General features: G+C 49.4%; 12 protein-coding genes. 11 read left to right on the top strand and 1 reads right to left on the bottom strand.

Translation table 11 applies throughout. The features are described from left to right. Positions 1-10 precede the first annotated feature (10 nt). The 5 genes from prmA (at position 11) to HV350_RS02495 (ending at position 3,760) form a co-directional block, all read left to right on the top strand. Positions 11-892: a 50S ribosomal protein L11 methyltransferase gene (gene prmA / locus HV350_RS02515; RefSeq protein WP_016154723.1), complete on the top strand. Its 882-nt coding sequence runs from the start codon at positions 11-13 to the stop codon at positions 890-892. Between the two features lie 360 nt (positions 893-1,252). Then, positions 1,253-2,218 carry a tRNA dihydrouridine synthase DusB gene (gene dusB, locus HV350_RS02510; protein ID WP_003025224.1) on the top strand — a complete coding sequence of 322 codons (966 nt, stop codon included), beginning with the start codon at positions 1,253-1,255 and terminating at the stop codon, positions 2,216-2,218. A gap of 25 nt (positions 2,219-2,243) precedes the next feature. Continuing rightward, positions 2,244-2,540: a DNA-binding transcriptional regulator Fis gene (gene fis / locus HV350_RS02505; RefSeq protein ID WP_000462905.1), complete on the top strand. Its 297-nt coding sequence runs from the start codon at positions 2,244-2,246 to the stop codon at positions 2,538-2,540. An 88-nt stretch (positions 2,541-2,628) separates the two neighbouring features. Next, positions 2,629-3,513 (top strand): adenine-specific DNA-methyltransferase, encoded by an 885-nt coding sequence (yhdJ, locus tag HV350_RS02500; protein WP_047499792.1) that lies wholly within the window; start codon positions 2,629-2,631, stop codon positions 3,511-3,513. 82 nt (positions 3,514-3,595) lie between these two features. Next, positions 3,596-3,760: a DUF2556 family protein gene (locus HV350_RS02495; protein WP_003025279.1), complete on the top strand. Its 165-nt coding sequence runs from the start codon at positions 3,596-3,598 to the stop codon at positions 3,758-3,760. 46 nt (positions 3,761-3,806) lie between these two features. On the opposite strand, the gene envR is transcribed toward HV350_RS02495, so the two are convergent. Next, positions 3,807-4,463: an acrEF/envCD operon transcriptional regulator gene (gene envR, locus HV350_RS02490; protein ID WP_181629724.1), complete on the bottom strand. Its 657-nt coding sequence runs from the start codon at positions 4,461-4,463 to the stop codon at positions 3,807-3,809. A 413-nt stretch (positions 4,464-4,876) separates the two neighbouring features. On the opposite strand from envR, the gene HV350_RS02485 reads away from it, so the two are divergent. The 6 genes from HV350_RS02485 (at position 4,877) to HV350_RS02460 (ending at position 13,509) form a co-directional block, all read left to right on the top strand. Then, complete coding sequence (locus tag HV350_RS02485; protein WP_075848814.1) at positions 4,877-6,040, top strand: efflux RND transporter periplasmic adaptor subunit; 1,164 nt, start codon at positions 4,877-4,879, stop codon at positions 6,038-6,040. Positions 6,041-6,051: 11 nt separating this feature from the next. Then, on the top strand, positions 6,052-9,165 hold the full coding sequence (locus HV350_RS02480) for an efflux RND transporter permease subunit (protein WP_181629722.1): 3,114 nt from the start codon (positions 6,052-6,054) through the stop codon (positions 9,163-9,165). A gap of 272 nt (positions 9,166-9,437) precedes the next feature. After that, complete coding sequence (locus tag HV350_RS02475; RefSeq protein ID WP_003025292.1) at positions 9,438-9,659, top strand: lipoprotein; 222 nt, start codon at positions 9,438-9,440, stop codon at positions 9,657-9,659. Between the two features lie 460 nt (positions 9,660-10,119). Next, complete coding sequence (locus HV350_RS02470) at positions 10,120-11,145, top strand: amino acid ABC transporter substrate-binding protein (RefSeq protein ID WP_003025295.1); 1,026 nt, start codon at positions 10,120-10,122, stop codon at positions 11,143-11,145. A 69-nt stretch (positions 11,146-11,214) separates the two neighbouring features. Continuing rightward, positions 11,215-12,396, top strand: a complete 1,182-nt coding sequence (locus HV350_RS02465) for an amino acid ABC transporter permease (RefSeq protein ID WP_141895670.1) — start codon at positions 11,215-11,217, stop codon at positions 12,394-12,396. A 9-nt stretch (positions 12,397-12,405) separates the two neighbouring features. Further along, positions 12,406-13,509, top strand: coding sequence for an amino acid ABC transporter permease (locus HV350_RS02460; RefSeq protein ID WP_141875726.1), 1,104 nt, complete (start codon positions 12,406-12,408; stop codon positions 13,507-13,509). Position 13,510: the final 1 nt, after the last annotated feature.

The following is a 13,510-nucleotide window of genomic DNA, read 5'->3' as shown; positions in this document are numbered from 1 at the left end:
GAGTTTTGCCATGCCATGGATCCAACTGAAACTGAACACGACCGGTGCCAACGCTGAAGAGTTGAGCGATGCGCTGATGGAAGCGGGCTCCGTTTCCATTACTTTCCAGGACACGCATGATACGCCGGTATTTGAGCCTCTGCCGGGCGAGACTCGCCTGTGGGGAGATACCGACGTTATCGGCTTGTTCGATGCAGAAACCGACATGAAAGAAGTGGTTGCCATCCTGGAGCAGCATCCGCTGCTGGGTGCAGGCTTCGCGCATAAAATCGAACAGCTCGAAGACAAAGACTGGGAACGCGAATGGATGGATAACTTCCACCCGATGCGCTTTGGTGAACGTTTGTGGATTTGCCCAAGCTGGCGCGATGTCCCGGATGAGAATGCCGTCAACGTGATGCTGGACCCAGGTCTGGCGTTTGGTACCGGCACTCACCCCACCACCTCCCTATGCCTGCAATGGCTGGACGGTCTCGATCTTAACGGCAAAACGGTCATCGACTTCGGCTGCGGCTCCGGCATTCTTGCCATTGCGGCACTGAAGCTGGGTGCCGCAAAAGCCATCGGCGTAGACATCGATCCGCAAGCAATTCAGGCCAGCCGTGATAACGCCCAGCGTAATGGCGTTTCTGAGCGTCTGGAGCTTTATCTGCCGAAAGACCAGCCAGAGGCGATGAAAGCCGACGTGGTGGTCGCAAACATCCTCGCAGGCCCATTACGTGAACTGGCACCGTTAATCAGCGTACTGCCCGTTGAGGGCGGTTTGCTGGGGCTTTCTGGCATTCTTGCCAGCCAGGCGGAAAGCGTCTGTGAGGCCTATGCCGAACTCTTTACGCTCGATCCGGTTATCGAGAAAGAAGAGTGGTGCCGCATTACCGGTCAGAAAAAATAATCCCCTCTCGTTACCGTTGGTAACGCAATAATCGCTCTTTTTTTCGCAAAAGGATTTGCGGAAATGAGAGCGAGATCGCATTACAAAGCCACTATTTGCTCACAAAAACAGCTTTTTATCCTGATAACCTGAGGCTGGCCGTAATAAAAAAAGAGAAGTTTTCGGAATTTATAAACGGATGAAAAATTAGCACAACCACGTATCAAACTGATTATTAAAGATTTTAATTTGAAACTGTGTACTTAACCAGCAATTCATTGATCCACCTCAGTGGATTGGTCAAAGTTTGGCCTTTCATCTCGTGCGAAAAATGCGTAATATACGCCGCCTTGCAGTCACAGTATGGTCATTTCTTAACTCATGCGCATCGGACAATACCAGCTCAGAAATCGCCTGATCGCAGCACCTATGGCTGGCATCACTGACAGACCATTCAGGACGCTGTGCTATGAGATGGGAGCAGGATTGACGGTATCCGAGATGATGTCTTCTAACCCGCAGGTTTGGGAAAGTGACAAGTCTCGTTTACGGATGGTGCACGTTGATGAGCCAGGAATTCGCACGGTGCAAATTGCCGGTAGCGACCCTGTTGAGATGGCCGATGCCGCACGTATTAACGTGGAAAGCGGCGCCCAGATTATTGATATCAATATGGGGTGTCCGGCTAAAAAAGTGAATCGCAAGCTCGCAGGTTCAGCCCTCTTGCAGTACCCGGATCTAGTGAAATCAATACTAACCGAGGTCGTCAATGCAGTGGACGTTCCTGTCACACTCAAGATTCGCACCGGCTGGGCTCCGGAACACCGTAACTGCGTAGAGATTGCCCAACTGGCTGAAGACTGTGGCATTCAGGCTCTGACCATTCATGGACGCACCCGCGCCTGTTTGTTCAATGGAGATGCTGAGTACGACAGTATTCGGGCAGTTAAGCAGAAAGTTTCCATTCCGATTATCGCGAATGGCGACATTACTGACCCGCATAAAGCCAGAGCTGTACTCGACTATACGGGGGCGGATGCCCTGATGATAGGACGTGCAGCTCAGGGAAGACCCTGGATCTTTCGGGAAATCCAGCATTATCTGGACACTGGGGAGCTGCTGCCCCCGCTGCCTCTGGCAGAGGTGAAGCGCTTGCTTTGTGCGCACGTTCGGGAACTGCACGACTTTTATGGTCAGGCAAAAGGGTACCGAATTGCGCGTAAACACGTATCCTGGTATCTCCAGGAACACGCTCCGGATGACCAGTTTCGGCGCACATTCAACGCCATTGAAGATTCCAGCGAACAGCTGGCGGCGTTGGAGGCATACTTCGAAAATTTTGCGTAAACAGAAATAAAGAGCTGACAGAACTATGTTCGAACAACGCGTAAATTCTGACGTACTGACCGTTTCTACCGTTAACTCTCAGGATCAGGTAACTCAAAAGCCCCTGCGTGACTCGGTTAAACAGGCACTGAAGAACTATTTTGCTCAATTGAATGGTCAGGATGTTAACGATCTCTATGAGCTGGTACTGGCTGAAGTAGAACAGCCCCTGTTGGACATGGTGATGCAATACACCCGCGGTAACCAGACCCGTGCTGCCCTGATGATGGGCATCAACCGTGGTACGCTGCGTAAAAAACTGAAAAAATACGGCATGAACTGATACTAATCAGCGAAATGTTTGTTTTAAAAGGCGCTACTCGGCATGGGGAAGCGCCTTTTTTATTAACGTCACACGGGAGGCTTTGGCGATGAACGCGAGATGTGAACCTGTCTATTTTGGCGATGAATCTAAAAAGATAATCCTGGGTGATGCACTTACCGAACTGAAAAAGCTGCCGTCAGAAAGCGTCGATCTCATTTTCGCCGACCCACCTTATAACATCGGTAAAGACTTTGACGGGATGGTGGAATCCTGGGACGAAGAGGCCTTTTTGGCATGGCTGTTTGAGTGCATTGACGAGTGCCATCGCATTCTCAAATCACACGGCACCATGTACATCATGAACAGTACGGAGAACATGCCGTATATCGATCTCAAATGCCGCCAGCTCTTTACCATCAAGAGCCGTATCGTGTGGTCATACGATAGCTCCGGGGTGCAGGCCAAAAATTACTTTGGTTCGATGTATGAACCGCTTCTGATGATGGTAAAAGATCAGAAAAACTACACGTTTAATCGTGATGATATTTTGGTTGAAGCCAAAACGGGCGCTAAACGTGCACTGATAGACTACAGAAAGAACCCGCCCCAACCTTACAACCAGAAAAAAGTACCAGGCAATGTCTGGGAGTTTCCACGCGTTCGTTATCTGATGGACGAATACGAAAATCACCCCACTCAAAAACCCAAAGCCCTCCTTGAACGCATCATTCTGGCTTCCTCCAGTCCAGATGACAGCGTGCTGGATCCGTTTGCCGGTAGCTTCACGACCGGTGCCACTGCCGTGGAATTAGGTCGCAAGTTTGTCGGGATTGAAATCAATGCCGAGTACGTAAAAATGGGGCTCAGAAGAATGAGCATTGGTTCGCATTTTTCAGAGAATGAACTTGCAAAGGTGAAAAAGCGGAAGACAAAAAATCTGTCTAAAAAGAGTCGATTAACAGCAAAGAGCGGCGATCTTTCAGCAAAGTAAAGGCATTGTAAGTCTGCTTTTCAGCTTGCAGATTTCGTGTATATTCCCTGCACGCTTGGGCATGAATACACAGGGTTTGGTAATGATTCGCAAGTATTGGTGGCTGGTTGTTTTTGCGGTCTTCGTTTTTCTCTTTGATGCGCTGCTCATTCAGTGGATAGAGCTGATGACAACGGAGCACGATAAGTGCCGGAATATGAATTCTGTAAACCCCCTCAAGCTGGTCAACTGCGTCGACCTCGAATAGCACGACGAAAAATACGTCGACAGCCGTCAGGCCCTGGCGGCTAAAACTACCCTTGCTGATTTTCACTCTGCATTAATTGCATTACACAGCCGTCTGGGCTTAACATTTTTAATACGTTATCAACTAATACTGGCGCTTGCCCATACAAATCATAACTCACTGGATTCATTAACCAGTTTTTTATTATCCCGCTAAAGCTACCGTGCAGAATAATGATGATGACATCTAAATCCAGACTGGTAGCAATCAGATTTTCATCCACGCACTTTTGCAGTGAATCACGAATGCTTTGATGACTGAGACCTATTTTATCGCGAATGGTCTGTTCTGATATCATATCGTTATGAAATTCACATTTATGATATAAAATTTGCATTAATGCCTGCTGGCGAGGATTCTGTGCAATATATTGCAATCCCACTACAAACTTTTCACGCAGTCGCTGTAAAGGATTATCCCCCCAACGACCAATAAGCTTATCCTGAATAAGATCGCGTAATGAAGGTTGTTGTAACCATAGCGCATTGAACAATTGCGTCTTATTTTCAAAATGCCAATAGAGCGCCCCCCGCGTCACGCTGGCGGCATCCGCAATATCGTTTAACGTCGTATTGCTAACACCACGCACGGCAAACTGCATAATCGCTGTTTCTATCAGGTGCTGTCGTGTTTTGAGGGCATCAGCTTTCGTTTTTCTGGCCATGGTTTCGACTGTCTGAGGTAAGGTAGAGAATGATTAACTTTCTTATGTAATATTTGCTAAACGGAACAAATGTATCACTTAGCGTTTATTTAGACGAGTTCTAAAACAGTTAATTATGGACATTGCACACGAATAAACAAAACAAATAACAACCACCAATATATTCACCAACCAAATACTTATTTCAATATGTGTTTATGCGCATCATAGCATTACTATTAAAACCATAATGAAACAACCGAAGATTAATCCTTTTTTGTTTTTACGTGCCGTGTATCGCGCCCATAAATAAGTATTGCTTACATCGCAAGCTAATAATTTGTAGGATAGCCAACCATTATTTTCACTTGTGCGCGTTATCGCCTCTGCGTTACCCGGTTAATAACGAGCGTTCGGTTTTTTAAGGAATAGAAATGACGAAAAATGCCAGGTTTTCACTCCTGCCCTCATTCATCATCATGTCCGCTGTATTACTCGCCGGTTGTAACGATCAGGGAGAAACACAAGCTCACCCCGCAGAGCCGCAGGTGACTGTCCATGTCGTCGAAAAGGCGCCTTTAGCCGTGACGACCGAATTACCAGGGCGCACAACAGCATTTCGTATTGCTGAAGTCCGTCCTCAGGTCAGCGGGATTGTACTTAAACGGAATTTTACCGAGGGAAGCGATGTTGAAGCCGGTCAGTCGCTTTATCAGATCGATCCTGCGACTTACCAGGCTGACTACGACAGCGCCAAAGGCGAACTGGCAAAGAGTGAAGCGGCAGCAGCTATAGCACATTTAACGGTAAAACGTTATGTCCCACTGGTTGGCACTAAGTACATCAGCCAGCAAGAGTACGATCAGGCCATTGCTGATGCTCGCCAGGCCGATGCCTCCGTTATCGCGGCAAAAGCGGCGGTCGAAAGCGCTCGTATCAACCTGGCCTACACCAAAGTGACATCGCCCATTAGCGGACGTATCGGTAAATCTAACGTCACCGAAGGCGCATTAGTCACGAATGGCCAGGCAACTGAACTTGCTACCGTGCAACAACTTGATCCTATTTACGTCGACGTAACACAGTCCAGTAATGACTTTATGCGCCTTAAACAGTCCGTTGAGCAAGGGAGCCTGCATAAAGACAGCGCCAGCAGTACCGTCGAACTGGTGATGGAAAATGGTCAGTCGTACCCGCTGAAAGGTGCGTTGCAGTTCTCTGATGTCACCGTTGATGAAAGTACCGGATCCATCACCCTCAGGGCCGTATTCCCTAACCCACAGCACACGCTGCTGCCGGGCATGTTTGTGCGTGCTCGTATTGATGAAGGCGTCCAGCCGAATGCCATTCTCGTTCCCCAACAAGGGGTAACGCGTACGCCACGCGGTGATGCAACGGTGATGGTTGTCAATGACAAGAGTCAGGTCGAGGCTCGCACCGTCATTGCTACTCAGGCGATAGGTGATAAGTGGTTAATCAGCGAGGGCTTACAGCCTGGCGATAAGGTTATCGTCAGCGGATTGCAGAAAGCGCGTCCCGGCATAAAGGTTAAAGCAACCACCGATACCGAAACTCCAGCCGCAAAAACTGCGCAATAAGGTAACCGGACATGGCTAACTTTTTTATCAATCGCCCTATTTTTGCCTGGGTTCTGGCCATCATTCTGATGATGGCAGGGGCTCTGGCAATCATGCAACTGCCCGTTGCACAGTATCCGACCATTGCACCTCCTGCGGTCGCTATTTCTGCCACCTACCCAGGTGCGGATGCGCAGACGGTACAAGACACGGTTACGCAGGTTATCGAACAGAATATGAACGGTATCGATAACCTGATGTATATGTCCTCCACCAGCGATTCCTCCGGGAGCGTCACCATTACTCTGACTTTCGAGTCAGGTACTGACCCGGATATCGCACAGGTCCAAGTGCAAAACAAATTACAGTTAGCGATGCCCTTACTGCCACAGGAAGTACAGCAGCAGGGGATCAGCGTCGAGAAATCCAGTAGCGGTTTCCTGATGGTGGCGGGTTTTGTCTCCGATAATAACAATCTGACACAGGATGATATTTCCGACTATGTGGCGTCTAACGTTAAAGACGCAATAAGCCGAACAGCAGGTGTCGGCGATGTCCAGATGTTTGGTGCACAGTACGCAATGCGCATCTGGCTCGACAGCAACGCAATGAACAAATATCAGTTGACTCCGCTGGACGTTATCAATCAACTGAGAACGCAAAACAATCAGATTGCCGCAGGCCAACTGGGAGGCGCACCATCCGTCCAGGGTCAACAACTTAATGCCTCAATTATTGCTCAGACACGCCTGAAAACGCCGGAAGAGTTTGGCCGCATAACGCTGAAGGTGGGCCAGGATGGCTCAATGGTTCACCTCAGAGATGTAGCCCGCATCGAACTCGGCGGCGAAAACTATAACATGGTGACGAAAATTAATGGTCAGCCCGCAACAGGTCTGGGCATTAAGCTGGCGACCGGTGCAAACGCGCTGGATACTGCCGCTGGTGTCAAAGCAAAGCTGGCTGAGTTACAACCTTTCTTCCCGCAAGGTTTGCAAGTGGTTTACCCCTATGACACTACACCATTTGTAAAAATCTCGATTAACGAGGTGGTGAAAACGCTGTTTGAAGCCATCATCCTCGTGTTCCTGGTGATGTACCTGTTCCTGCAAAATCTGCGCGCCACGCTGATTCCAACTATCGCAGTGCCTGTCGTGCTGTTGGGAACATTCGCGATCCTCGCCGCATTCGGATTCTCCATCAACACGCTAACAATGTTCGGAATGGTGCTGGCCATCGGCCTGCTGGTCGATGACGCCATCGTGGTAGTAGAAAACGTCGAACGCGTCATGGCGGAAGAGAAACTGCCGCCCAAAGAGGCGACGCAGAAATCCATGGTCCAAATCCAGGGCGCACTGGTCGGGATCGCGATGGTACTCTCGGCGGTATTTATCCCCATGGCGTTCTTTGGCGGCTCGACCGGCGCCATTTACCGCCAGTTCTCTCTGACCATTGTTTCAGCGATGGCGCTTTCTGTTCTGGTCGCCCTCATTCTTACGCCAGCGCTTTGCGCAACGCTGCTAAAACCCGTTTCCGCCGGACATGATGAAAAGAAAGGCGGTTTTTTCGGATGGTTTAACGCCCTGTTCGATAAAAGCGTCGGGCATTACAGCAATAGTATCAGCGGTATTCTGCGCAAAACCGGACGCTACTTGTTGCTATATGTTCTTATCGTCGGCGGAATGGCAGTTCTGTTTTTACGCCTCCCTACCTCCTTCTTGCCCGATGAGGATCAGGGGGTCTTTATGACAATGGTGCAACTTCCTGCCGGTGCGACACAGACGCGCACACAGCAGGTGCTGGATCAGATTCAGAATTACTACCTGAACCAGGAAAAAGCGAACGTAAAATCGGTGTTCACCGTTAATGGCTTCAGTTTTAGCGGCCAGGGACAGAACTCCGGTATCGTCTTTATTAGCCTCAAACCATGGGAAGAGCGTTCGGGCGATGAAAACGGCGTGACGGCTATCGTCGAACGTGCGACCAGGGCGTTCAGCCAGATTAAAGATGGACTGGTGTTCCCGTTCAACATGCCTGCCATTCTTGAACTGGGTACCGCGACCGGCTTTGATTTTCAGTTAATTGATCAGGCTAACCTCGGTCATACAGAACTGACGAAAGCCCGGAACCAGTTGCTGGGTATGGTGAGAGAGCATCCAGATTTACTGGTGCGTGTGCGCCCTAACGGTCTGGAAGATACCCCGCAATTTAAGCTGGATATTGATCAGGAAAAAGCCCAGGCGTTAGGCGTAAGTTTGTCGGATATAAACCAAACGATTTCCACGGCCCTTGGCGGCACCTATGTGAACGATTTTATCGATCATGGCCGAGTGAAAAAGGTATACGTTCAGGCTGACGCGCCGTTCCGTATGTTACCCAACGACATCAACAATCTCTACGTACGTAGTGGGAATGGTGAAATGGTGCCATTCTCTGCGTTCAGTTCGTCGCATTGGATTTATGGTTCACCCCGCCTGGAGCGTTACAACGGTATGCCATCAATGGAAATACTGGGAGAGGCCGCGCCGGGTCGAAGCACCGGTGAAGCCATGGCGCTCATGGAAAACCTGGCAGCACAGCTGCCAACCGGTATCGGCTATGACTGGACGGGGATGTCATATCAGGAACGGCTCTCCGGCAATCAGGCACCTGCGTTATACGCTATTTCGTTAATCGTCGTCTTCCTGTGTCTCGCCGCATTGTATGAGAGCTGGTCTATTCCATTTTCAGTCATGTTGGTTGTACCGCTCGGCGTGGTCGGTGCGCTTCTGGCGGCGTCCATACGCGGTCTGAATAACGACGTTTACTTCCAGGTAGGTCTGCTGACTACCATCGGTCTTTCCGCCAAAAACGCTATCCTTATCGTGGAGTTTGCCAAAGACCTGATGGATAAAGAAGGTAAAGGGTTGATTGAAGCCACACTGGAGGCGTCACGCATGCGTCTTCGTCCAATCCTGATGACATCCCTGGCGTTTATTCTGGGGGTTATGCCTCTGGTTATCAGCCACGGAGCGGGTAGCGGGGCACAGAATGCGGTCGGTACAGGCGTAATGGGAGGCATGCTGACCGCGACATTGTTGGCAATCTTCTTCGTCCCCGTCTTCTTCGTTGTCGTCAGACGGCGTTTTAGTCGGCGCAACGTTTAATTTGTAAAATAAAGGCGTCTTCGGACGCCTTTTTCACCTAAGATGCCCCTCTTTATTTATTAATAAGATAGCCATTTATTTCTAATAAACCCTTCCTGAAAAAATCGTGAATCACCTTTCTTTTTATCCATTATTTTTACAATCCACATGAATTGAGATTATTCCTCATGTCAGTATTTTTTTAAGAAGTGGTAAAATAATCGCCGAGTTCGCAGATGGCTTAGCGTTTGTCTTTGCTCAATTAGCGAAACGCTTATTTTTGAGGTAACACCATGAAAAGATTAATATCCGTTGCATTGCTTACCGCATTCCTGGCCGGCTGTGCACACGATTCTCCTTGCGTACCTGTATACGACGATCAGGGGCGCCTGGTTCATACCAATACCTGTATGAAAGGCACCACGCAGGATAACTGGGAAACAGCCGGTGCCATCGCCGGTGGCGCAGCAGCCGTTGCCGGGCTGACGCTTGGGATTGTCGCCCTGACCAAATAAATCTTCTTAAAAGCGCGGTGGGTACCGCGCTTTTTGCTATAAGAATTAAATCTTCATATAAGACAAAACGTTGGTATATAGCACTCAACGTATAATAAAATTATTATAGATTTGCCTCACATATCCACGATTTGAAATTAGCATTTTTTCAGTTCTTCGTAACAGCGCGCTTTCTTTTCATTATTCTCACGTCATCAATATTAACGTACGAAATCGTTATCACACGTCCGGTTTGATTTTTAAATTTTTTGCGCCGAAATGTGGCTTACGTTTCAATTTTGCACCACTTCAGGGCGCTGCATTTATTTTTTCCTGTCTACACTCTGGATATTGCGTCGAATAATCGTGCGCAAAAACCTGGCACTACCTTTGCTTAAAAGAGTATGGCCATAGCCACAGACAGGTAAAAGACGTTTTCAGAACGTTTCCATAACAATAATTCCTCCACACAGGATGCTCTATGAAAAAGATGATAATAGCCAGCCTGGCTGCGGCCGGCGTGCTGCTTGCGGTTGCAAATCAGGCACATGCCGGCGCAACACTTGATGCCGTAAAGAAAAAAGGTTTTGTGCAGTGTGGGATCAGTGACGGGTTGCCTGGCTTTTCTTATGCCGATGCAAGCGGTAAGTTCTCAGGTATTGATGTCGACGTATGTCGTGGCGTTGCCTCCGCCGTATTTGGCGATGATAGCAAAGTAAAATATACCCCGCTCACCGCCAAGGAACGCTTTACCGCACTACAATCAGGTGAGGTCGACATGCTCTCTCGTAATACCACCTGGACCTCCTCTCGTGACGCAGGAATGGGAATGTCTTTCACTGGCGTAACGTATTACGACGGCATTGGTTTTCTTACCCACAATAAAGCGGGTCTCAAGAGTGCTAAAGAGCTGGATGGCGCAACGGTTTGTATCCAGGCAGGAACAGATACCGAACTGAACGTGGCTGACTACTTTAAAGCCAACAACATGAAGTACACCCCTGTCACCTTTGACCGCTCGGATGAATCAGCTAAAGCTCTGGAATCTGGACGCTGCGACACGCTGGCTTCCGACCAGTCTCAGTTGTACGCCCTGCGAATCAAGCTGAGTAATCCTGCGGAGTGGATTGTCCTGCCAGAAGTTATTTCTAAAGAACCGCTGGGACCTGTTGTACGTCGTGGGGACGATGAGTGGTTCTCCATTGTTCGCTGGACGCTGTTCGCCATGCTGAATGCGGAAGAAATGGGCGTTAACTCGAAAAACGTCGATGAAAAAGCGGCTAATCCTGCAACGCCGGATATGGCACACCTGTTAGGCAAAGAAGGGGATTATGGTAAGGATCTGAAGCTTGATAACAAATGGGCTTACAACATTATCAAGCAGGTAGGTAACTACTCGGAGATCTTTGAGCGTAACGTGGGATCGGAAAGCCCACTGAAGATCAAACGTGGACAGAACAACCTCTGGAATAACGGTGGCATTCAATATGCGCCACCGGTGCGCTAATACGTAGTGATGTAACGGGCGCCGCGACTGCGGCGCTCAGTCCAGAGTCATAGTTACCGAGGTTTTCTTATGTTCCATCGCCGCTCAATCGTAAAAGGATCGTTATCCTTTTCTAACCCTGCGGTCCGCGCCTGGTTATTTCAAATACTTGCCGTCATTGCAGTCATCAGCATTGCGGTCTATCTCATCCATAACACGATAAATAACCTGAATAATAGCGGTATTACCTCGGGATTCTCTTTTCTCGATCGCAGCGCCGGATTTGGTATTGTCCAGCATCTGATCGATTACGAGCAAGGCGATACGTATGGCCGTGTCTTTATCGTTGGCCTGCTCAATACGCTATTAGTTTCTGCACTGTGCATTGTTTTCGCATCAATTATTGGTTTCTTTCTCGGACTGGCACGCCTGTCAGATAACTGGTTATTACGAAAGCTCTCGACGATCTACATCGAAACGTTCCGCAATATACCGCCGCTGCTGCAGATCTTCTTTTGGTATTTCGCCGTATTACGTAACCTGCCCGGCCCACGTCAGGCCGTTAACGCGCTGGACTTGATGTTTCTGAGTAACCGGGGGCTCTATATTCCGGCACCGCAAATAGGAGAAGGATTTTTTGCCTTTTGCGGCGCTGTAATTATCACTATCGTCGTCACTATCGGGCTATTTCGCTACAACAGAATGCACCAGACTAAAACCGGTCAGCTACGCCGGACCTGGCCCACGGCTCTGGCGCTGATCGTGCTTTTACCGATGATCTCACAGTGGCTGTTTGGCGCAGCGCTTCACTGGGATATCCCCGCCCTTCGCGGTTTTAACTTCCGTGGCGGTATGGTGCTTATTCCCGAACTGGCTGCCCTGACGCTGGCGCTTTCAGTGTATACCTCGGCGTTTATTGCAGAAATTATTCGAGCGGGAATCCAGGCCGTTCCTTATGGCCAACATGAAGCAGCACGCTCGCTGGGTCTACCAAATCCGGTGACACTGCGCCAGGTGATCATCCCACAGGCGCTGCGCGTCATCATTCCCCCATTAACCAGCCAGTATCTGAATATCGTCAAAAACTCCTCTCTTGCGGCCGCTATTGGCTACCCGGATATGGTTTCACTGTTTGCCGGCACGGTACTCAATCAAACAGGGCAAGCCATTGAAACCATTGCTATCACGATGTCGGTGTACCTGATCATCAGCCTGAGCATTTCTCTGCTGATGAATATTTATAACCGCCGTATTGCACTGATTGAGCGCTAAGGAGCCATGATGACAAAAGCACTGCTGTCTCACCCCTCGCGTCAGAACAGTAACCCGGCAAGCCGCAGTCTACTCTGGATGCGTAAAAACCTGTTCTCCAGTTGGTCAAATAGCCTGCTCACGCTGCTGTGCGTTTGGCTGATTTGGTCATTTCTTCCGCCACTGATGAACTGGGTATTCTTTCAGGCCAATTGGGTCGGTTCAACCCGCGCAGACTGCACCAAAGCAGGGGCTTGCTGGGTGTTCATTCATGAACGCTTTGGGCAATTCATGTATGGACTTTATCCCCACGATCAGCGCTGGCGCGTAAATCTGGCCCTGATCATTGGCCTGGCCTCTATCGTCCCTATGTTCTGGAAATCTATTCCTCACCGTGGCCGCTATATCGCCGTCTGGGCCGTCGTTTATCCCGTGGTGGTCTGGTGGTTGATGTACGGTGGTTTTTTCGGACTTGAGCGCGTAGAAACCCGACAATGGGGCGGATTAACACTGACGCTTATCATTGCATCCGTGGGGATTGCGGGCGCGCTTCCGTGGGGTATTTTACTGGCGCTTGGACGTCGGTCTCATATGCCAGTCGTGCGGATTTTATCCGTCATTTTCATTGAGTTCTGGCGCGGTGTGCCGTTGATTACCGTCCTTTTTATGTCCTCAGTCATGCTTCCTCTGTTTATGTCGGAAGGGACCAGTATCGACAAACTTATCCGGGCGCTGGTCGGCGTGATTCTTTTCCAGTCGGCGTATGTCGCAGAAGTGGTTCGCGGAGGGTTACAGGCCCTACCAAAAGGTCAGTATGAAGCCGCTGAATCACTGGCGTTAGGGTACTGGAAAACGCAAGGGCTGGTCATTCTTCCGCAAGCCCTCAAGCTGGTTATTCCGGGTCTGGTTAACACGATTATCGCCCTGTTTAAGGATACCAGTCTGGTCATCATCATCGGCCTGTTTGATCTCTTCAGTAGCGTGCAGCAGGCAACTGTGGACCCTGCATGGTTGGGTATGTCGACGGAAGGATATGTTTTCGCTGCACTGATTTACTGGATCTTCTGTTTTAGCATGTCGCGTTACAGCCAACATCTGGAAAAACGTTTTAACACCGGGCGTACACCGCACTGAG

The organism is Citrobacter sp. RHBSTW-01013 (assembly GCF_013781985.1).
Classification (GTDB): domain Bacteria; phylum Pseudomonadota; class Gammaproteobacteria; order Enterobacterales; family Enterobacteriaceae; genus Citrobacter; species Citrobacter braakii.
The sequence above is the reverse complement of the archived record's forward strand: the minus strand, read 5'-3'. Positions and strand labels throughout refer to the sequence as shown.

Excerpts from the sequence above, each read along its gene's own strand:
- prmA (WP_016154723.1), top strand. The coding sequence starts at position 11 with ATGCCATGGATCCAACTGAAACTGAACACGACCGGTGCCAACGCTGAA.
- dusB (WP_003025224.1), top strand. The coding sequence starts at position 1,253 with ATGCGCATCGGACAATACCAGCTCAGAAATCGCCTGATCGCAGCACCT.
- fis (WP_000462905.1), top strand. The coding sequence starts at position 2,244 with ATGTTCGAACAACGCGTAAATTCTGACGTACTGACCGTTTCTACCGTT.
- yhdJ (WP_047499792.1), top strand. The coding sequence starts at position 2,629 with ATGAACGCGAGATGTGAACCTGTCTATTTTGGCGATGAATCTAAAAAG.
- HV350_RS02495 (WP_003025279.1), top strand. The coding sequence starts at position 3,596 with ATGATTCGCAAGTATTGGTGGCTGGTTGTTTTTGCGGTCTTCGTTTTT.
- envR (WP_181629724.1), bottom strand. The coding sequence starts at position 4,463 with ATGGCCAGAAAAACGAAAGCTGATGCCCTCAAAACACGACAGCACCTG.
- HV350_RS02485 (WP_075848814.1), top strand. The coding sequence starts at position 4,877 with ATGACGAAAAATGCCAGGTTTTCACTCCTGCCCTCATTCATCATCATG.
- HV350_RS02480 (WP_181629722.1), top strand. The coding sequence starts at position 6,052 with ATGGCTAACTTTTTTATCAATCGCCCTATTTTTGCCTGGGTTCTGGCC.
- HV350_RS02475 (WP_003025292.1), top strand. The coding sequence starts at position 9,438 with ATGAAAAGATTAATATCCGTTGCATTGCTTACCGCATTCCTGGCCGGC.
- HV350_RS02470 (WP_003025295.1), top strand. The coding sequence starts at position 10,120 with ATGAAAAAGATGATAATAGCCAGCCTGGCTGCGGCCGGCGTGCTGCTT.
- HV350_RS02465 (WP_141895670.1), top strand. The coding sequence starts at position 11,215 with ATGTTCCATCGCCGCTCAATCGTAAAAGGATCGTTATCCTTTTCTAAC.
- HV350_RS02460 (WP_141875726.1), top strand. The coding sequence starts at position 12,406 with ATGACAAAAGCACTGCTGTCTCACCCCTCGCGTCAGAACAGTAACCCG.